The organism is Afipia massiliensis (genome assembly GCF_014203115.1).
In the GTDB taxonomy this organism is placed as follows: Bacteria; Pseudomonadota; Alphaproteobacteria; order Rhizobiales; family Xanthobacteraceae; genus Afipia; species Afipia massiliensis.
Window position 1 is genome coordinate 89,360 of the sequence record NZ_JACHIJ010000002.1, and the last position, 18,565, is coordinate 107,924.

Annotated in this window: 13 protein-coding genes, 1 tRNA gene and 1 pseudogene; 3 read left to right on the forward strand and 12 right to left on the reverse strand. The window is 61.7% G+C overall.

From position 1 onward, the window contains the following. Window positions 1-44: 44 nt before the first annotated feature. From HNQ36_RS05085 to HNQ36_RS05110, 6 genes are all read right to left on the reverse strand, one after another. The gene (locus tag HNQ36_RS05085) at window positions 45-383 is read right to left on the reverse strand and encodes a lipid-A-disaccharide synthase N-terminal domain-containing protein (RefSeq protein WP_184082864.1); all 339 of its coding nucleotides are present in this window, start codon (window positions 381-383) and stop codon (window positions 45-47) included. Beyond that, window positions 383-1,138: a glycosyltransferase family 2 protein gene (locus HNQ36_RS05090; protein ID WP_184082865.1), complete on the reverse strand. Its 756-nt coding sequence runs from the start codon at window positions 1,136-1,138 to the stop codon at window positions 383-385. Before HNQ36_RS05090 ends, HNQ36_RS05085 begins: the two co-directional genes overlap by 1 nt. A 59-nt stretch (window positions 1,139-1,197) precedes the next feature. Further along, window positions 1,198-2,043, reverse strand: coding sequence for a phosphatase PAP2 family protein (locus HNQ36_RS05095; RefSeq protein ID WP_184082866.1), 846 nt, complete (start codon window positions 2,041-2,043; stop codon window positions 1,198-1,200). Between the two features lies 1 nt (window position 2,044). Continuing rightward, entirely contained in the window at window positions 2,045-3,790 is a 1,746-nt protein-coding gene (locus HNQ36_RS05100; protein ID WP_184082867.1) for an ArnT family glycosyltransferase, read from the reverse strand. A gap of 50 nt (window positions 3,791-3,840) precedes the next feature. Next, window positions 3,841-5,958, reverse strand: coding sequence for a penicillin-binding protein 1C (gene pbpC / locus HNQ36_RS05105; RefSeq protein ID WP_184082868.1), 2,118 nt, complete (start codon window positions 5,956-5,958; stop codon window positions 3,841-3,843). A gap of 209 nt (window positions 5,959-6,167) precedes the next feature. Continuing rightward, complete coding sequence (locus tag HNQ36_RS05110) at window positions 6,168-11,390, reverse strand: alpha-2-macroglobulin family protein (RefSeq protein ID WP_184082869.1); 5,223 nt, start codon at window positions 11,388-11,390, stop codon at window positions 6,168-6,170. A 308-nt stretch (window positions 11,391-11,698) separates the two neighbouring features. On the opposite strand from HNQ36_RS05110, the gene HNQ36_RS05115 reads away from it, so the two are divergent. Then, window positions 11,699-11,775: transfer RNA gene (locus tag HNQ36_RS05115), tRNA-Arg, on the forward strand. A gap of 2 nt (window positions 11,776-11,777) precedes the next feature. Here HNQ36_RS05115 and HNQ36_RS05120 read toward each other — a convergent pair. The 4 genes from HNQ36_RS05120 to HNQ36_RS05135 form a co-directional block, all read right to left on the reverse strand. After that, window positions 11,778-12,878, reverse strand: a complete 1,101-nt coding sequence (locus HNQ36_RS05120) for a tyrosine-type recombinase/integrase (RefSeq protein WP_184082870.1) — start codon at window positions 12,876-12,878, stop codon at window positions 11,778-11,780. After that, a complete protein-coding gene (locus HNQ36_RS05125; protein WP_184082871.1) occupies window positions 12,875-13,123 on the reverse strand; it encodes a helix-turn-helix transcriptional regulator in 249 nt (82 codons plus the stop codon). Before HNQ36_RS05125 ends, HNQ36_RS05120 begins: the two co-directional genes overlap by 4 nt. A 460-nt stretch (window positions 13,124-13,583) precedes the next feature. Then, window positions 13,584-13,823 (reverse strand): hypothetical protein, encoded by a 240-nt coding sequence (locus HNQ36_RS05130; protein ID WP_184082872.1) that lies wholly within the window; start codon window positions 13,821-13,823, stop codon window positions 13,584-13,586. Further along, window positions 13,820-14,410 (reverse strand): recombinase family protein, encoded by a 591-nt coding sequence (locus tag HNQ36_RS05135; protein ID WP_184082873.1) that lies wholly within the window; start codon window positions 14,408-14,410, stop codon window positions 13,820-13,822. Before HNQ36_RS05135 ends, HNQ36_RS05130 begins: the two co-directional genes overlap by 4 nt. Window positions 14,411-14,848: 438 nt before the next feature. Here HNQ36_RS05135 and HNQ36_RS05145 point away from each other — a divergent pair, with 438 nt between their 5' ends. After that, window positions 14,849-16,930 (forward strand): lysylphosphatidylglycerol synthase domain-containing protein, encoded by a 2,082-nt coding sequence (locus HNQ36_RS05145; RefSeq protein ID WP_184082875.1) that lies wholly within the window; start codon window positions 14,849-14,851, stop codon window positions 16,928-16,930. An 18-nt stretch (window positions 16,931-16,948) separates the two neighbouring features. Further along, window positions 16,949-17,169: pseudogene (locus HNQ36_RS26535) on the forward strand (hypothetical protein). Between the two features lie 610 nt (window positions 17,170-17,779). Here HNQ36_RS26535 and HNQ36_RS05150 read toward each other — a convergent pair. Both HNQ36_RS05150 and HNQ36_RS05155 read right to left on the reverse strand, forming a co-directional pair. Next, on the reverse strand, window positions 17,780-18,082 hold the full coding sequence (locus HNQ36_RS05150) for a hypothetical protein (protein WP_184082876.1): 303 nt from the start codon (window positions 18,080-18,082) through the stop codon (window positions 17,780-17,782). Window positions 18,083-18,264: 182 nt separating this feature from the next. Beyond that, entirely contained in the window at window positions 18,265-18,483 is a 219-nt protein-coding gene (locus HNQ36_RS05155; protein WP_184082877.1) for a hypothetical protein, read from the reverse strand. Window positions 18,484-18,565 lie beyond the last annotated feature (82 nt).

Genomic DNA, 18,565 nt, shown 5'->3' on the forward strand with positions numbered 1-18,565 from the left:
CTCAAGAGTGGATTGCTTCGTCGCTGGCGCTCCTCGCTATGACGTCAGTTCTTTTCGACCTTCGAGCCCGAACCGCGGCTCTTCACAATGAGCATGATGTTGCGGATGTAGATGATCGTCGCCAGCGACTGGCCGAGAATGATGACCGGCTCGCGCTTGGCGACGCCATAGATCAGCGTCATCAATCCGCCGGCCATCGAGAAGAACCAGAACGCCATCGGCACCACGCTCTGGCCTGCACGCTCGCTCGAGATCCACTGCACGAGGAAGCGCGCCGTGAACAGCAATTGCGCGACGAGCCCGAACGCGAGCCAGAAGTCGAACTTCGCGACGAACACATCGTAGAGATAATTGCCGAGATCCTGACCGAACTGAATCAGCATCAGATCACCTCCGTCGCGACCGGCGTGGATTTCTTGCGGCGGATCAGCCACCACACGCCGGCGAGATCCATGATCCCGATCCAGAGCCGGTCAAAGAAGCCATAGTTCGAGACGCCTGAATGGCGCGGGCGATCGATCACATCGACATAGACGATGTCATACCCTTCCCGCCGCACCAGCGCCGGCAGAAAGCGGTGCAGACCATCGAAATATGGCAAGGCAAGGAAGACATCGCGCCGCAGCGCCTTCAATCCGCATCCGGTGTCGCGGGTGCCATCGTGCAGGATTGCGTTTCGCACGCCGTTGGCCGTGCGCGACTGAAATTTCTTGAAGCCGGTATCCTTGCGGCCGACACGCTGACCTGCTGCCAGGCCGACCTTGTCGCCACCCTTCTCGATCGCTTCAATCAAATCCGGAAGGAATGCGGGATTGTTCTGTCCGTCGCCGTCGAGCGTGGCGACAATCCGGCCCCGCGCGGCACGAATGCCGGTCCGCACCGCAGCCGATTGGCCGCTCGACGCCGCATGGCGGATCTGGCGCAGGTTGTTCCGCACGAGCATCTCGGCAGCGAGCCGCTCACCGGTCGCATCCGTCGATCCGTCATTGACGTAGATGATCTCATACGCCCAGCGGCCATCGAGCGCCGCCGCGATCTCGGCGATCAGCGGCGCGACGTTGTCCTGCTCGTTGCGGACAGGAACCACAATCGATACGTCGGGGGCCGGCAGGCCGGGGTTTGTCTGGTGCTCGCTCATGTCCCGATGGGTCCGAAAGCCCGTAAAAGCAGTCAAAAGCTGCGCCGGGCGACCGCTTCTTATGGTGCCAACGCCTCTCGGGCAACCCTTTTCAGGGAGGCCCCGGACGGCCCGGCGAGGGGCTCAATGGAGCCGTCCCGACCAATCGAGAACCCGAGGCGGCGGGCCGCGAACCAGTAGCGGACGAACATCGCGCAGATAACGCCGGTCAAGGCGCCACCGACGACATCGCTTGGATGATGCGCAAGCAGGATGACCCGGCTGATGCAGATCAGCACCGCATAGACCAGCATGACGAGCGTCGCTTTTCGCCATACTGCGGAGACCGCAAAGGCCAGTGCGAACGCCGTGGTCGCATGTCCGGACGGCAGGCTCTCGAACGCCGGGTTTCCAGCGAAATGGCTGAAATAGAAAGCATTGGCCTCGCCGCCGACGAACGGCCGGCTCCTGCCGATGATGTATTTGAGCAATTCGGCGCACAAAACGGCGGTCAGCACCGAGAAGAAAATGTACTGAACGCGCACGCCGAATGCGATCAGCACCTGCCGCGATATACCGGCCAGCCGTGGCAGCATCAGCAAGATGATGATGAGCCCGCCTGCCAGCGCCCACAGCACGTAGGTCGATTTCCCAAGTTCGGTGAACCATCGCAACGGCCAGAGGCTGGCTGTTCCCCGCACCGGCATCAGCTTGATGGCGGCGACGTCGGCGGCGACCATCAGAATTCCGATGGTGAGTGCCGTCAGCACCGCGAGGCCCAGCCATCGCAGGGCCAGAGCACGCCGCGCTTCGGCACGCCGCGAATGCGAAGGCGTGCGCACGAGGCGCGTGACCGACTGCCACGCGGCTGAGCCTACCTGAGTGACGTAATTGCGCGGATGGCTGCCGCTAATGTCGGTCGCCATCCTATTGGGTCGCTTCCGAGCGGAATACGGCGATCGAAATCGCCCGGCCCTGCGAGAAGTTATAGCCGTCGATACGCGTGGCCACGTTGTAGCGCAGGCCGATGGTTTCGGCGCGCTGCGCAAAAGCGCGCTCCTCGCGCCATTCGACCAGCGCAAAGCGGCAGCTTCCCTGCAGCAGGAAGTCAGCCGCACCCGAACCATTGGTCAACTTCGTCGATGTGCCGACCATGAACACGAGGCTCGGCTCATGGAAGCCTGCAGCCGCCGCTGCCGGACCGACGCACTCGACATTACGCAATGCACGCGCCACCTGGACGCTCGGGAACAGCGGCGCGAGCGACGGCACGACAACTCCGTAAATGCAGACCGCCAGAAACCACGACGCGCCGATCGCGTTCAGCAGCGAGCGCTCGGCGCGCTGGTCGTCATACATCCACCATGCGAAAAGCCCGAAGATCAGCGCACCGGCAGCGAACGGCCACGCCAGGAATTCCGGCTGCCGCAACAGCGTCATCGCGCCGATGATCGACGCAACGGTAATGACCAGCGGCAACACGAACCACCACGCCGAGCCGCGCACGATCCATGCGGTGCGCGACAGGACTTTTCGCTCGAGCGCGCCAACGATCAGGATGGCGATGGCCGGATAGAGCGGCAGCACGTAGTGCGGCAGCTTGGTGATGACGAGTTCGAAAATGATCCACGCCGGCAGAAGCCAGGCGAGCAGGAACTGCGCACCGGGCTCGCGGCGTGCGCGCCAGACCGCAGGCGTCGCCATGCCCGCCATCGCCGCGCCCGGCCAGAACGTCACCCAGAACAGCACGAAGTAAAGTCCCGGCGGTGCGCCGTGCGTCTCCTGCGGACTGGCCACCTTGCTGAGCATGTCGCGGCCGAGTGAATCGGCAAAGAACGTATCGCCCGCCTTGAGGAAGATCATGATGAACCACGGCAGCACCAGCACGAGGGTCCACATCAATCCCCAGACCGGGCGCAGACGCCACAGCCAGGCCGCCGAGCGATCGAGGATCGCCAGGGTCACCACTGTCAGCGCAACGAACATCAGGATCAGCGGACCCTTCAGCAAAATACCGCCGGCCAGCGCCGTCCAGAAAATCGCAGCCCATCTCCACGGCTGCGGCCCGTCGTCTCCGCGCTGCCAAGAGAGATAGGCACGCGCCATCGCGCCCATCACGGCCGTTGTCGTCAGCAGCAGCATGGCGTCGGTCTTGGCCAGCCGCGCTTCGACTCCCAGCAGGATCGAGCTGCACATGATCAGACCGGCAAGCAGCGCACCGCGGCGTGTCACGAACGCCAGCGCCGTCCAGTATGTCAGCAGCACGGCTCCAATGGCGCCGATCAGCGACGGAACGCGATACAGCCAGATGCGAACCTGCGCGCGCGGCAGACCGAGCTTGGATGCGGTCTCCACGACGGCCGCCTGCGCCCAGTAGATGCCGACCGGCTTTTTGTAGCGCACCTCGTCCTGGAAACGGATGTCGACGAAATCGCCGGTTTCGACCATCTGCTTGGTGGCCTGCGCGAAGCGGGCCTCGTCGCGGTCCACAGGCGGAATGGTGAAGAAGCCGGGTAAGAAAAACAGCAGGCCGACCACGATCAGCAGAAAGACCGCGCGGGTATGGCTGCCAACGGCGAAATCGACGACGCGCACAAGTCCGCTGCCGGGATTCTTCTGTTCCACGGGTTCGCGCGGCGCGCCAAATCGGGGTCTTGGGTAGGTCTCAGCCATCGGTTCCGCATACGCTGAAACCGACACCCGGACAACAGCTTGGACCGGTTCTACTGAATTCTCACGACAACTGTGTCCGCCGCGCCAGTCGCATCCATCACCGTCAGCCGAACGAAGCCCGGACCCGGCGGATCGACCAGTTTCTGGCGCCGGCTGTCGATGCTTCCCACGGCTATTCCGTTAACCATCATGGTCAGGGGGAGCACCCCTCCCGCAACCTTGACCGGCATCGCCGACTGGCTCGCCTCTCCGCCGCCATAGGCGTCGATCCGCGACCCGTTCAGCGGAAACTGGATGCGCAGCGCCTGTTCGCTCCCGGTCCGGACGAATTCCCCCGACGCCCTGAACCGCCGCAGCGGCAGCGGCAACTTGGCATTGCTCGCCATCAGCGTTCCCTTCGGGGCCTTTGGCAATGCCATCGGGAGCTTTCCCGTCCGCGCAAAGGCATCGAACAGGATCGGAGCCGCTGCGGTCCGGCCGACAAGTCCCGGAACCGGTGCGCCATCCGGGCGGCCGACCCAGACCCCGATGGTCATCCGGCCGTCGAAGCCGACCGACCACGCATCGCGGTAGCCGTAGCTGGTGCCAGTTTTAAACGCGAGCCGGTTTCTGGGGGCATTGTCCGGCGGCGGCGTTCCCATCAGGACGTTGCCGATCAGCCAGGCCGCGGAAGGATCGAGCAACCGCCGCGTCTCTGGCTCATCCTTGTCGTCCGGACGCACGATCTCCCGCAGGGCGACCGTGTCGCCGGAGCGGGCCAGGCCAGTATAAAGCCGGACGAGATCGTTGAGGGTGATACCAACGCCGCCAAGCCCCATCGCGAGACCGGGCGTTTCGTCCTTGGGCAGGATCAGGTTGGCGCCCGCCTGTTTGATCCGCGCCGTCAGCCGGTTCGAGCCGATCCGGTCGAGCAAGGCGATGGCCGGGACGTTCAACGACATCTGCAGGGACTTCCGGACGGTGACAGTGCCCTGGAACGTCATATCGAAGTTTTCCGGCGCGTAGCTGCCGTAACGGATCGGACGATCCTCGATCAGGCTTTCGGGATGCACGAAGCCGTCCTCGAAAGCGAGGCCGTAGATAAAGGGCTTCAGCGTCGAACCCGGCGAGCGGACTGCGCGGGTCATATCCACCTGCCCCGCCCGCCGCGTATCGAAGTAATCGGACGATCCGACATGCGCCAGCACGTCGCCGGTCTCGTTGTCGACCGCAAGAAGGCCGACCGATACATCAGGCCCCAGCGCAATGGCGCGATCGCGCGCCAGCGATTCCAGCGCGCTTTGGATGTTGGAGTCCAGCGTGAGTTGAATTCGCGTTGCATCTTTCATGATCGCAAGCGACTGGTCGGTCGAATGCGGCGCGAGCAATGGCATCGGCTTGCGCATGCGCGGCACCGGTTCGCGCTTCGCATGGATTGCGTCGTCGGCGGAGACGTGTCGATGTTCCACCATGCGCGACAGAACACGATCGCGCGCAGCGCGCGCCGCATCCGGATGGCGGTCGAGACGTCGTGTCTCCGGCGACTGCGGCAGCGCCACCAGCAGCGCCGACTCTGCGAGCGACAATCGCTTCGGCTCCTTGCCGAAATAAGCGAACGACGCCGCGCGCGCGCCTTCAAGATTGCCGCCGAATGGTGCGAGCGTGAGATACAGATCGAGGATTTCGTCCTTGCTGAGCTTTTGTTCGAGTTGCACGGCGCGCACCATCTGGCGCAGCTTGGCGGAGATCGAGCGCTCCTGTCGCGGCTCCATCAATCGCGCCACCTGCATGGTGATGGTCGAGCCGCCGGAGACGATGTGTCCGCGCGTCACCAACTGAATCGCGGCACGCCCTATCGCCAGCGGATCGACGCCGATGTGCGAGCGGAAACGCTTGTCTTCGTAGTTCAGCAGCAGGTTGAGATAACCCGGATCGACGTCTTTCGCGTGGGCGGGCAGCCGCCAGCGCCCGTCGGCCATCGCAAACGCGCGCAGCAGTTTGCCGTTGCGGTCCACGACGGTGGTCGAGATCTGCCGCGTCTGCTCGAACGGCAGCGGCGGGAGGGATGCGATCCAGATTGCAGCGGCACCAAGTACGATGACCAGCATGATCGCAGCCGAGGCTACCAATGTCCGAATAGCTCGCCAGCCTATCAACCCGTCATGGCCGGGCTTGTCCCGGCCATCCACGTCTTGTTTCACCTCACAAAGGGAAGACGTGAATCCCCGGGACAAGCCCGGGGATGACGGTGGAGAGAGCGGTTCGATTCCGCTAGGGAGCGCCACCGGCTCATCGGTTGGAGACGATGATTGAACGTTCCGTTCCGATGAATTCTGACAGAGGTGATGGGTCCCAGCCTGCGCCGGGACAACCCGAGAGTTATGGTCGGCCCTCTCGCTCATTTCGCCTTCGTCACCTCGACTGTTCCGGTGCCGGTGCGGCCGTAGCGTGAGGGATTGTACATGTCCTCGACATAGGCCTGCGGCAGCACGTATTTGCCGGGCGACACTGCGCGCACGATGTAGGCGACCGTGAACACGGCGGTGTCGTCGCTCGCACGCTCGATGGCGGCACTGAAGCGATCATCCCGGAATTCCGTGTTCTGCGGGTCTTCGCCGTCCTCGATCCAGTCGAGCGTTCCGCTGTCGCCCGACGACACCAGTTTCGGATTGTCGATCTCCAGACCGGCCGGCAGATAATCAACCACCATGATCTGGCCAAACTCCGGCTTGCCTTCAGTGACCTTCAACACCACAGCGAAGCGGTCGTTCTGCTTCGCCTTCGAAACATCGGCAGGCTTGCCGTCGAGCGTGAAGTAATTGCGCTCAATCTTGAAGCCATTCGACGCCGCAGGCTCGGGCGTGACCGGAGCGCCGGTGACCGAGACCACCGCCTGCACCGGTGTGTCGCCGGTATTGGTGATGGTGACCGGCTTCGCCGCAACGTCGGTGCTGCGATAGTTGCGGTAGACCGCGTTTTTCGCGACTTCGCCGTTGACCGTCACCGCAAGGCTGTTCGCCTCTTTCGCCAGCGCTCGCGACGCCAGTACCAGCCACGCATTCTCCTGTGTCGAGGTGTACGGCGTCAGACCGCGCGCGGCCTCGACCCGTTCGACCGCAAGGCTCAGTGTCGCCTTCGGCGCACTGCCCTCGCTGGCGAGCGACACCATCGCCGCCGCATCGCGCAGCGACGAGCCGTAGTCGCTGCGGCCGAACTCAAGCACCGGCTTCGGATTGAGGCTGTTCACCGCTGCTGAATAGACGCGCTCCGCGCGCGCCCGATCGCCGACCAGTGCCAGAGCCGCAGCGAGCTGGGCCTTGGCAATCGGCGTGGCGATATTGTTCAGCTTGGTGTCGGCGAGATAACGCAGGTCGCCGATCGGCGCGGTGCCGTTCTTCGCCAGCACATAGAGCCCGTAGGCGAGATCGCGCCCGCCGTCCTTCTCCGGCTCGTCGGCGTTGACCACCGAGTTGCGGATACGGTCCAGCGCCGTCCTGAACAGGATGTCCGGCACGGCAAAGCCCTTTTCGCGCGCGCGCGTCAGGAAGTCGGTCACGTAGGCATCGAGCCAGGCATCGTCGCCGCCGGACGACCACAGCCCGAACGAACCGTTCGAGCCCTGTCGTGCGAGCAGCTTGTCGATGGCGTCCTTGATGCGCTGATCGACCGCGGTATCCAGCGCCAGATGGTTCTCCGCCGCGAGATCGTTGACGTACAGCAGCGGCATCGCGCGGCTGGTGATCTGCTCGGAGCATCCGAACGGATAACGGTCCAGCGCCTTCAGGATCGTCGCCGCGTCAAGCGCGGTCGACAGACCGACAGACAGTTGAACGCCGCCGGTGCCTTGCACCAAGTCAGAGAACATATCCGACGTGAGCGTGAGGCTCTCGCCCTTCGCCAGCGTCCGCACCGAGCGCCGCGCCAGAATCTGGGTCGCCGCCTTGACGTCGAGCGCGTAGTGGCGCGCCAGCGTCAGCCCGTTCGGCCCCTTGATATCGACATCAAGCGCCGCCTGCCCCGCTCCGCCCGCGGCATCGATGGCGAGCGCGACGGTGCTGCGCTGCTTTGCAGCCAGCCGCATGGTGGTCGCCGGATTGCCGGTGAGCTTCACCGGACCCGATGTCTTGACGCTGATGACGTAATCGCCAGCGGCACCCTCCACGTTATCCAGATCGAGGTTCATGGTGCCGCGATCGCCGCTCAGCAAGAAGCGCGGCAGCGTTGCGGTCAGCACGACAGGATCGCGAACCGTAACGTCGGTGTTGGCGCGGCCCACTTTGGTCGCCGTCCAGGCAACCGCCATGATGCGCGCGGTGCCGGCGAACTCCGGAATCTCGAAGGAGACTTCCGCCGTGCCGTTCGGTCCGACCGTGACGATGCCCGAATAGAGCGCCAGCGGCTTCTGCGTCGGAGGGCTGCCCTGCAGTTCGGCCGCAGCACCGTCACCGCCGGTGCGGATCTGGCCGCGTGTGCCCTGCATGCCGTCGATCAGTTGCCCATAGAGGTCGCGGATTTCGGACGTCATACGGCGCTGGCCGAGATAGTAATCATCCGGCGCGGGCGGCTTGTAGTTGGTGAGATTCAGAATACCGACGTCGACGGCGGCGACCACGATCTTGGCGTCCTCGCCGCGACTGAGACCCTCGATCTTCACCGGCAACTTCAGCATCGTGCCCGGGCGAACCAGCGCAGGCGGAGTGAGACTCACCTTGAGCGTGCGCTCCGATTTGTCGATCCCGAACCATTTCAGACCGATGGCCCGGCCCGGCATCCGCTGAGCTGCGGCATCGAGCGGACGGCGCAGCGTCGCCACCACATAGGCGCCGGTGCCCCAGTCCTTGCCGACGGCAATGTTGATCTTGCTCTGGCCTTCCTTGATGTCGGTGGATTGTGTCGTCAGCAGGCGATCGCCGAGCACGTTGATGGTCAGCTTGCCGGCGGTGCGCGCGTTGACTGACACAACCATCGTGTCGCCGGACTTGTATTCCGGCTTGTCGATGGAGGTCTCCAGCAGGTCCGGCGTATCGGCACTGCCGTCGGAGTACCAGCCGACGTCGAACTGCACCGAGGTGAGCGGTCCATCCTGCTCGGTCGATTTCACGTCGAGCCGGTAACGGCCGGGCTGCGGCGACACCGTGATGCGCGCCGGCTTGTCGGCGGCGATGGTCACGTCGCCATCGGCCACGCGCTTGGTAGATTTCACCGGCTCGTAGTCCCAGGATGAGCCCTGCCGGTACCACTGATAGCGTGACTCAAGTTTCAGCAGTTCATAGCGAAGCCCGCTGCGCGCCAGCGACTTTCCGTCGGGCGCGGCGAACACAACGTCGAAGTTGGCAGGGTCACCCTCGGCGACGTTCTTGTCGGCGAATAGCGGCTTCACCCCGATCATCGCATCATTTGGCGCGACCGGAATCGTCAGCTTGCGCTCGACCGCGCGGCCGCCGGTTTCCACCATGCGGACGAAGATCTGCGCCTCCTGCGGACGCGTAGAAGAAGGCGGCTTGGGAAGGCTGACCTTGAAGGTCGCCTTGCCGTTGGCGTCTGCCTCGGGAAGGTTTTCCAGGGGCGTGCGCTCGTTGCTGGACGTTTCCTCGTCCGCAACGCCGAACTTGTAGCCGGCAAAGCCCGGACGATCCGACGCCGGTGCGACCAGCATATCGCCCTCGAGGGCAAGCCCGGACGCAGGTGCGCCGTAAAGGAAGCGGCCATCGACTTCAAGTTCTGCAGGAAGTTCAGCCGTTATTTGCTTTGCTTTGGAAATTAAGGAGAATTCGATCCGGTCAGCGATGTAATCCTCGACCATGAAGGTGGTTTCACCCACGGAAGGCGCCTTCGGGTCGGTGAACGCCCGCACCCGCCATGTGCCGGTCGGCACCGCCGAATTCAGTGGCAAGGTGAGACTGCGGCCGCCCGCGCCTTGGTCCGGGACCACGCTGCGGCGGAATTCCACGCCATCTGGACGCTCGACCACCAGTGTCAGCGGCGTGCCGGTGACGCCATTGCCTTTGCCGTCGCGCAACAGCGCGGTGAGGTACACGGTCTCGCCGGAGCGATAGACACCGCGTTCGGCATAGACGAACGCATCCGGCCCTGCCGGCACCGCGCGTCCGGAGACGCCGCGATCGGACAGATCGAACGCATTGGATTTGAGGCTCAGGAAGGCGTAGTCGCCCTTGTCGCCCGAAACCGAGAGCAGCGCCGGAGACAATCCGCCCTCGCCGCGCGCCAGCCCGGCCTCGAACAGCACGTGACCCGCGCTGTCGGTCTTGCGGGTGGCGAGCACTTCATTGCTGCGGGACACCAGCCGGACTTCCGCGCCGGGCGTCGGCTGCGTTGTCGCCAGCGAGTTGACGAACACGTGGACGCCATCGTTGCCCGAATAGGCAGTCAGGCCCATGTCCGAGACGATGAACCACTGGGTCGCAAGCTGACCTGAATCGTCGTCGCTGGAGGATCCCGGCCCCTTCGCGGCAGCCGTCATCACATAGACGCCGGGCTGCATCTCACCCACGGCCTGATCGACCGGGAATGCGGTGACGACATCGGCGTTCAGGGTCTGCGCGGTGGCGACCTCGCCGGTCCAGACCTTGACGCCCTTCTCGTTGCCGAGGTCCGACAGTTCATAGCTCGACAGGCTGCGCTGGAAGTCGCTGCCCAGCACCGAGTTGATCAGGTTGCGGTCGCCGATCCGGAAGATGTTCACCGACACCGACGGCGTGTTGACGCTGACCAGCGGGATGCCGCGCTGGCCGGTGCGCGGCAGCACATAGGCGCGGCCGGTGAAGCGCACGAACGGCTTGCGGTCCCGCACGTAGATGTTGAATTCCGCCGACTTCGGCAGGGTTTCCTTGACGGTCGACGGCATGCCGGCGCGCAGGTTGATGGTGTAGCGCTCGCCGTGCTTGAGACCCTCGACGCAAAGCTGCTTCGCTTCGGAGGTCAGCGCCGGGCTGTCAGTGCCGGCCAGCGCCACGAAGGGATTGAAGTCCACCCGCTTGGCGAGATCTTCCGAGAACTGGAAGCAGGCGCGCGGCGATGCTGAATCCGAATCCACGCTGTAATCCAGCAGCCGGAAGCCCTTCTCATCGCGCAGCTTTTCATACTGGCCGCGAACGTCAGCGACCTCCTTCTGATCGAGCGACAGGCGCAGCGCATCGAGCGCCGGACGCCAGAGCTTGCGTTCAGCCAAGACACTGCCCAACACAGCCAGCGCGTCCGCCTCCTCGCTCGCATTCGCCGCGCGCTGATAGGCAATGTAGGCTGCGGTCGATGCGCGCTCATGGAAGAAAGTCCGCTCCCGGTTATCCGAGGGGCGGATCTGGAAAACGGTCTTGGCCAGCCGCAGCCAGTTGCCGCTGTCCTCGGGCGCGACCGCTGCCGTCTGTCCCAGCAGGACCAGCGCGCCGCGCAGGTCGCTGCGCTTGAAGGCTGCATCGGTATCGGTCTTCAGCGTCGCCGCGGTTTTGTTGATGATCCCGGCCTCGGTCTTGATCTGGACCTCGAGCCGGATCGCGGAGTCAGCCAAATCGTCCCGCTTGAAGGCCTTGTCGGCCGCCTGGGCCGTGACGAGGCCAAGCGCCAGCGCGGCGCAAACCGAAATGGCGCGAACCAGACCAATCATGGTGAAACTCCCTGCCGGCGAGCGAAGGCCGCCTTGGTATCAAGACAATGCGCGAATCGTGACGGACTCATGGTCGTACCGATATCGGGTCGAAAGATTCTGCGCGACGGTCACGCGCCGACGGGCGCGAGACGGCGCGTCAAACCATTGACCCGGCGGCAGCATGACTTTAGGCCGGGGGATGCCGAAGACAATGCGGCCCCTCGGGCAAACCCCGCAGGTTTGTCGGCCGGACGCGTGGAAAGGTTCAGAAATTTCACCGCAGGGTGGCGGATTTTTCACGATCCGGGTGATATGAGAGGGCCAACGGTCCCATAGCTCAACTGGATAGAGTAACGGATTTCTACTCCGTGGGTTGCAGGTTCGAATCCTGCTGGGATCGCCATCTCATTTTCCGCCTCCAGTATTCTCAATAGGTTGAGCGTTGTTTTGGCTCACCGGGTCAGCGGGTGAGCCAACACTTGTTCCAGCTATGATCTTCGCGCCTGCGCTCTGTGCGAGCCTGACGCGGTTCGCCTCTTCAATGTAACGCTGAGCCTCACCGATGCTCTTCCACCCAAACCACGCCATCAATTCCGGAGCAGTTGCGCCATTTAGTGCGTGACGCGCGGCGGCCGCCTTACGAAGGCCGTGAGCGCTACAATGGTGCAAGTTCGCTTCATCGCACCATTCTCGAAACTTATTTCCAAACCCCGCCGCACTAAAGGGCTTGCCCTTTTCGGTGGTAAGAAATGCCAGCTGTTCGGATTTTGGCAAGTGGTCGATCTCCGCTTTGAGCACGGGCAGCACCGGAATATCGAACTGAACGCCCGTCTTCTGGCGTCTCATCGAGAGAACGCCACCTCGGACATGCTGGCGTCCCATCCTGACGACGTCGGCGCGAGCATGCCCCGTCTGGAGAAGCAGCACTAATGCTAGTCGCGCTGTCGATCCGACTGGATGCCGGGCCTCGAACTGCAAAACTTCCTCACCGCTCCACGTGTGGTGACCGTCAGATTTCATCTTGGTGAGCTTGATGCCCGCAAGCGGATCGACAGTGACCATGTTCAACGACAGGCAATGATCAATTAGGCCGCGGAGCGCCTTCTTCCAATTACGCGATGCTGCCGGCGACTTCTTGTTCAGGATGATTTGCAGGTGCGTCTTGCCCATGAGTGCAATACGCTTGTCGCCGTGCTCCTGCCGAAACCGCTCTAGAATCGCGCGGCGCATCCGCTGAGAGCTCTTGGCCAGACCGACCGTGAATGCTGTTGATTGATAATAACTCACGAGGGCGGCGTTTACGGTACCTGCGATGGTTTTGCTCGCTCCAATCTCAGGTTTATCCCAATGCCCCGCCTTCGCGGCCTCATACGCAGCCATGAACTCCGGCGACCCGGGAAAGCCGTACAGCCTAATCTTTGGCATCCCAGGACGCCGCAGATAGAAAACCGGATTGTCGTGGCGGTTCGTATAGCCATGAACCTGCGGCGGAAGCTTCCACTTCATTTCACAGTGTCCCATTCGTTCAAAGTACTGCCTTCATTGGGAGCCGAAGCCACTAATGAACCATCGAGCGCCAGCTTATCAAAGAACTGGCGACCACAGCCTCTTCGACGAATTGGATGTGGAATATGACCCAGCCTGATCAGCTTTCGGAGCGTGCCATAGCTGACCCCGAGGTGCTTTGCAGCTTGACGGCCATTTAGCCAACGCTCAGGTAAGGTAACCGAATTACTGGCATGCACGGACATAGGGGAAATCCTGGCGCAAAGGGAATCCAGCTCACCGCGGACATGTGCGGAGCATCCAGATTGATTGTCGGATTGCCAGTTATCACCCAGCTACCTGTGCTTTGGGCGTTGCTTAATGTCACCCACCAACGGAGACTTTAAAGCTCACCTAGCTCAGGGCGGAGACCCGTGGTCGCTAGAAACGATAATCAGGAAAATGCAGGTGTCAAGACTTCTAAGCCTTTGAACGCTGTTAGCATCAATCTCTCATCTGGTTGCCAGCGGACCCCGGCAGCGAGAACCTGTATCAACGAAGAGCCGAGCATCGGATAAGCGGAAGCATCAATTCCTTCATAGCGAGACGTCATAAGGTCAGTGCATACTTAGATTTTTTGCTGGCAGCTGCGGGTGAGATCGCGGGACACAATGGTCGTTGGTCCACTGCTCTGACCTGGCGTCATTCGTCCCCGGGACTGATGCGCTATCGTTCCTCGATGATGGGCGTGCCAAAAGCAAGCTCTGCCCCAATGTTGAGGTCAAGTACGACGTCGCCGGCAATTCCTAAGACCTGAACACCGTGCATGGGATAGCCCGCTGATGACGAGCATTCTTCCCGATATGCCTTGTATGCTGCTGCTCGTGCTTCGATAACATCGTCCGCATGCCACACTTCTCGTTGGGTCCCGTCGGGGTGATAGGTCACGACGGTGTAAAGCCTCATTTTGGCGCCGCCGCCGTCACACGCTGGACCACACTTGTCCCAACTCCCACAGTCTTTCCAATTTTCAGGATGCCCATTCCCCCAGCCTTGAGTGCTCGTATGCGCGCCTCAATCTTTGCATCCACAGGGCGGCGCCCTAGTTTTATTCCGTTCGCCCTGGCCCTCACAAGGCCAGCATTCACGCGCTCGCGGATCATGCCTCGCTCAAATTCCGCGAACACGCCAAGCATCTGAAACATCGCCTTACCAGATGGCGTGCTCGTATCGAGCGCCTGCTGATGCAGGTAGAGGTCACAGCGCAAGGCCTGCAGTTCAGTGAGAAAGCCGATCAAATCCTGTAGGCTCCGACCGAGACGATCGACGGACCACGCGGCAATCATATCCAACTTCCGGTTAGTTGCATCTCTAAGCAAGCGATCGAAGCCAGGGCGCTTGTCCCGATCCTTGGCACCGCTAATGCCTGCGTCCTCGTAAAAGCCCACGACGCACCAGCCTGAGCGAGCAGCCACAGCCTCAAGCTCTCTGCGCTGATTGTCCGTTGTTTGGGTATCGGTTGAAACTCGAAGGTAAATTCCGACACGCTTCATGTGCTGCCCTCTCCTAAGGCCTGAATCATAATCTCACCTATACGGAAATCAACTGTATAACGTATGGGCAAAGACGATAATGAAAATCGCTGGCGGATTGTTGATTCTCGTTGCTGAAATCGAAGGGGTTTTCGGTATAGCGGGCTCCATGAGCGAAAGACCGCGTTCCGTTACGTCCGCGAACTGGAGCGCGCCCGTGCGGCCCCATGCGCGCGAGGAATGGACTCTCCGTCAATTCATCGGCGGCGAGGTCGATGCACCTGGTCAGCATCGTACCGAAATAAAAAGCCGCACCACCCCGAAGGATGACGCGGCCAGCACGCACTCCCTTTTAACCCGCTTAATATTATAGCATTTCGACCAGGTTGTGCTGGCGCGGTGAATCCCGCCGGAGTATACGCGTTCATAGGGCGAACGGCGGGCTGGAATCGATACATCTTGAAGCGAATTGTGCAAATTGGCCTGTCGGCGTCGCTGCTGGCGGTGGCCTTGTGGCTCGCCTTTCGAGGCTTCAATCCGGCCGATTTCAAGACGTCGCTGTCGGCTATCCAGTACCCACAACTCGCGCTCGCCGGCTTTGCGGTCATCGTCAGTTCGATGCTGGCGGCTATGCGACTTCAGCTCATCGCGGCCGGGTACGGCTATAAACTGACGGCACGCGAAGCGGTAGCGACGTTGAGCCTCGGCCAGATCGGCGGGCTCCTGTTCTTCCAGATATTCGGACAACTCGCGGCGCGCAGTTCCTACCTCGGGCGCCGCAGCGTTCCGTTCGCCGGCACCGTCTTAATCACGACACAAGAGCGCATAGCGGCGGCCCTCGTGTCACTTGCCTTGGCTGCGGCCGGCGCGATCTACCTTTTCCGGCATTTGTCGTTTGACGCCGTGGCAGCGTCCGACCTGCTTGAGGCTATTGCTGGCGTGCTCATCGCCTCCATCGCGCCGATCATAATCTGGAAACGCGAAATCGCTTCGTACCTTTCGACCGTAACAAGGACCGATTTGCTGCGGGTCGTTCAAAACGTCGGCCTATCGCTGGCTGTTCAGCTTGCAATGATGGCGGCCTACGTCAGTGCCGGCCGGGCGTTTGGCGCGTCACACTCGCTGACAGACCTCGCCGCTGCTTCTGCCCTGGTCATGTTCGCGGCGAGCATTCCAATCAGTTTTGCAGGCTGGGGCATCCGCGAAATGAGCGCCGTTGTTGCGCTCGGCGCGATCGGGATGACCGACGAGCGGGCGGTGTGTGTGGCGTTGGCTGTCGGGATTATATCGATCGTGACGGCGGGACTTCTGGCTGCAGTATCAGCCCGCACCTTGGAAAAGGGTGCATCGCATTCAATTGTCTCGACTACGGCGGGTAAGCTGCGGCCGGAAGCATTTCTTGCCGGATTTCTCCCGGTCTCCGTCGCCCTGTTGATGTTCTTTCAAGTGCACGTTCCGACCACCAAGAGCGTAATCAACGTGAACTTGGCCGACCCGTTCGCAATCGTCGCCGGATTTCTGCTGTTGTTTTCTGCGTGGAGATCCCCGCCAGTCTGGCGTCTATCGTATTTGAATTTTCATATCCTGGCATGCAGCCTTGCGATGCTCGTTGCGCTCTTAATCGGAGCAAGCCGGGTTGGCTGGACTGAATGGGCAGTGACGACAAAATTTTTAGGTTGGTTCGTGCTTCTTGCGTTCGGCGCAACCGGCGCGATGGGCACCCGGATCGATTTGAGCCGAATTCTTACCACAGTGACGGTGGTCGGCGCGATCATCATCGCTGCTGAATTGGTTGGGGTGCTTGTCAGCGCCTCGGGCTTTACCAAAAAGTATTTTCTCGACGGCTTTGCGCAGAACGTGAACGCTTTTTCATTCCAATGCCTAATGGTGCTTGCTGCGTCACTCGCCCGCGATCCGCGCAATCGGCTCGTGATCGGCCTCGCTCTGGCGGCGATCACCATAGCCGGGTCGCGTGCGGCGATCGGGTCAGCCTTCGTCGTACTAGTAACTGCTATCATCTTCATTCCGGCTATTTGGAGGAAAGTCCTAGACGCGACGATTATTGCCTGCGTGATCGTCTACTTCATCCAGATCAGCGGCGGCATGGCTTCAGGGACAATGAGCGTGCTGGCTGAGCGCTCCGTGTCGGATGCTGACCACTACGCCACGATGTACTCGGGATTCCGAATGTTTCTGGAAAGCCCGGTGTTCGGCGCGGGGCTCGGAGTCTTCATCGCGGAGTGGCCCGCGACGTATAAGCTCGTCATCCACTCGACGCCGGTGTGGCTCCTGGCGGAGTTCGGGATCGTCGGCGCCGCGCTGTTCTTAGTACCGATCGTTCGAATCGCGTTCGGAGAGCTGTGCCGGTTCCGACGGGATGACGTTGCCGGAAACCTTCTCCTGCTGATCATTGCCGGATTCTCTGCAATGTCGTGTTTCCACGAATTGTTCAATCAGCGCACGTTTTGGTTCTTGCTTGGCGCTAGCCTAGCGACAGTCACAAAAGAAAAAAGCCGTACCCCGGTTAAGGAGCGCGGCTAAGTCTAAGGAGGCTGCCAAATAAAGACGCCCCGCGATCTTGCCGAGAGCAAGCGGCAACAGCGGGACGACGGCTATTTGCGCGAGAGCGTCAGTCTTCCTCGCCCGTCGGCTCGCGCGAAGGCCCGAGAATTCTTCAAAAGATACCGAAGGAGGCCTATATGACCGCCGTCGGTACTTGGCGGAAGCTTCCGGGCGACCGGATCGAATTCACAATGCGCAGACTGAAGTCGGCGGATTGACCCTTCCCGCGCCATGTTAGCAGCGAATATCGCAACCCAGACTTCTGGCTTCCAATTCATCAGAGAACTATCCAGCTCTGTGAAACACTCCGTCAAGCATAGCTTCGCCCTTTCCTCCCGACAGTCTGGTTGACCGGCGGCCGCTGACTAGGCAGAGCACATCAAATCCGATGCACCGAGTACTCGTTTCCCTTCGCCGGCGATGCCGACTCGTCGAATTGTCCCTTCGACGCCTCCTGAGCGATTTTTTCGGCTCGCTCGCCGCAAAAGCCGGGTCAGGTTGTCATCCTGCCGACGGCTCTTGAAGCCGTTCAACCGTCCTGCGGGTTGCGCAGTTTCTGTCGGGCCGGTCCCTATGGGCCACGGGAATCCGGTGTTTTGTTTCCGCTCAGCTCTGAGCTGTGTAGCGCTACGGCGCGCTGCCGCGTTTAGGTGCGGCGCCTTGCGGTCGTTTATCAACGGCAGCCCGTAGGCTCGCCGGCGGTGGGAAAAGACAGGATCAAAACCCGCCGCAATTCTCGCGCGGGTCGATCATGTGGGATGGCAAATGGCGGGACCTCCGAGCACCAGCAGCCAGGGCGCACGCGACCGACTGAACGCGGTGGTTCGGTCAGTGCGTGTGGCCGGATGAATCGGGGGCGCCGGTGAATGTTCGGAGGTAAGCCCGCCAGACGGCGCTGTGGGCGTCGGCAAACGTGTGATGGAAGCCAAGCTCGGAGTTGTCGATCCCCCGAGCGGCCCAAACATCAACGCCGATGTATTCGATTTCGCCGATCTGCAATGAGCCAGTCGCGACTCTTGAAACTGATTTGGCCGTGTCGTATGCTGGGCCTTCGATGAGTTCGCCAAAGCTCTTTGAGATTTTGCTAGGCCCGCCCTCCCCGGCGGGTCTTTGCTTTTTAGGAGGTCGCATAGCGTTCTCTCCCCGCGGCTACCGGTGAGCCACCATCCAGAAAAGCCGTTTCAAGCCAATCTGGCGTTTTGAACGGGTGAGCCAGCCCAAGGGGCTGATTCTGGCCATTCTGGCAGTTCTGCTGGGATCGCCAATCTTCGCCGAAGCCGCTCCATCCTGAGGGCGAGCGGTCGAACCCATCCTTACATGCCGCCACCGATTTCGTTGCTCGCTTTGGGGTTGTTCGTCGCCTGGTTCGCACCGCTCGGTCCGCCACCAGCGTATGGATTGAAACCGCCTTGCGCACGCGACGTCTCAGTGGCCGCTGGCTGCGTCGTTGTTTTGCTCTTTTTCTGCTTCGCCACGGCTCCCGACACCGACAGCAAGAGCACACAAACAGCGACGACGATCATCCTGTTCATTGGTTTTCTCCCTCGAGCCGCTGGTTTCATCTGCCAGCGATTGCTTAAACAGCTACGGCCAGCATGCTCGTGAAGTTACATT

What these genes read in the sequence shown, in the direction of transcription:
- HNQ36_RS05085 (WP_184082864.1), bottom strand. Translation starts at nt 383, where the DNA reads ATGCTGATTCAGTTCGGTCAGGATCTCGGCAATTATCTCTACGATGTG.
- HNQ36_RS05090 (WP_184082865.1), bottom strand. Translation starts at nt 1,138, where the DNA reads ATGAGCGAGCACCAGACAAACCCCGGCCTGCCGGCCCCCGACGTATCG.
- HNQ36_RS05095 (WP_184082866.1), bottom strand. Translation starts at nt 2,043, where the DNA reads ATGGCGACCGACATTAGCGGCAGCCATCCGCGCAATTACGTCACTCAG.
- HNQ36_RS05100 (WP_184082867.1), bottom strand. Translation starts at nt 3,790, where the DNA reads ATGGCTGAGACCTACCCAAGACCCCGATTTGGCGCGCCGCGCGAACCC.
- HNQ36_RS05110 (WP_184082869.1), bottom strand. Translation starts at nt 11,390, where the DNA reads ATGATTGGTCTGGTTCGCGCCATTTCGGTTTGCGCCGCGCTGGCGCTT.
- HNQ36_RS05120 (WP_184082870.1), bottom strand. Translation starts at nt 12,878, where the DNA reads ATGAAGTGGAAGCTTCCGCCGCAGGTTCATGGCTATACGAACCGCCAC.
- HNQ36_RS05125 (WP_184082871.1), bottom strand. Translation starts at nt 13,123, where the DNA reads ATGTCCGTGCATGCCAGTAATTCGGTTACCTTACCTGAGCGTTGGCTA.
- HNQ36_RS05130 (WP_184082872.1), bottom strand. Translation starts at nt 13,823, where the DNA reads ATGAGGCTTTACACCGTCGTGACCTATCACCCCGACGGGACCCAACGA.
- HNQ36_RS05135 (WP_184082873.1), bottom strand. Translation starts at nt 14,410, where the DNA reads ATGAAGCGTGTCGGAATTTACCTTCGAGTTTCAACCGATACCCAAACA.
- HNQ36_RS05150 (WP_184082876.1), bottom strand. Translation starts at nt 18,082, where the DNA reads ATGCGACCTCCTAAAAAGCAAAGACCCGCCGGGGAGGGCGGGCCTAGC.
- HNQ36_RS05155 (WP_184082877.1), bottom strand. Translation starts at nt 18,483, where the DNA reads ATGAACAGGATGATCGTCGTCGCTGTTTGTGTGCTCTTGCTGTCGGTG.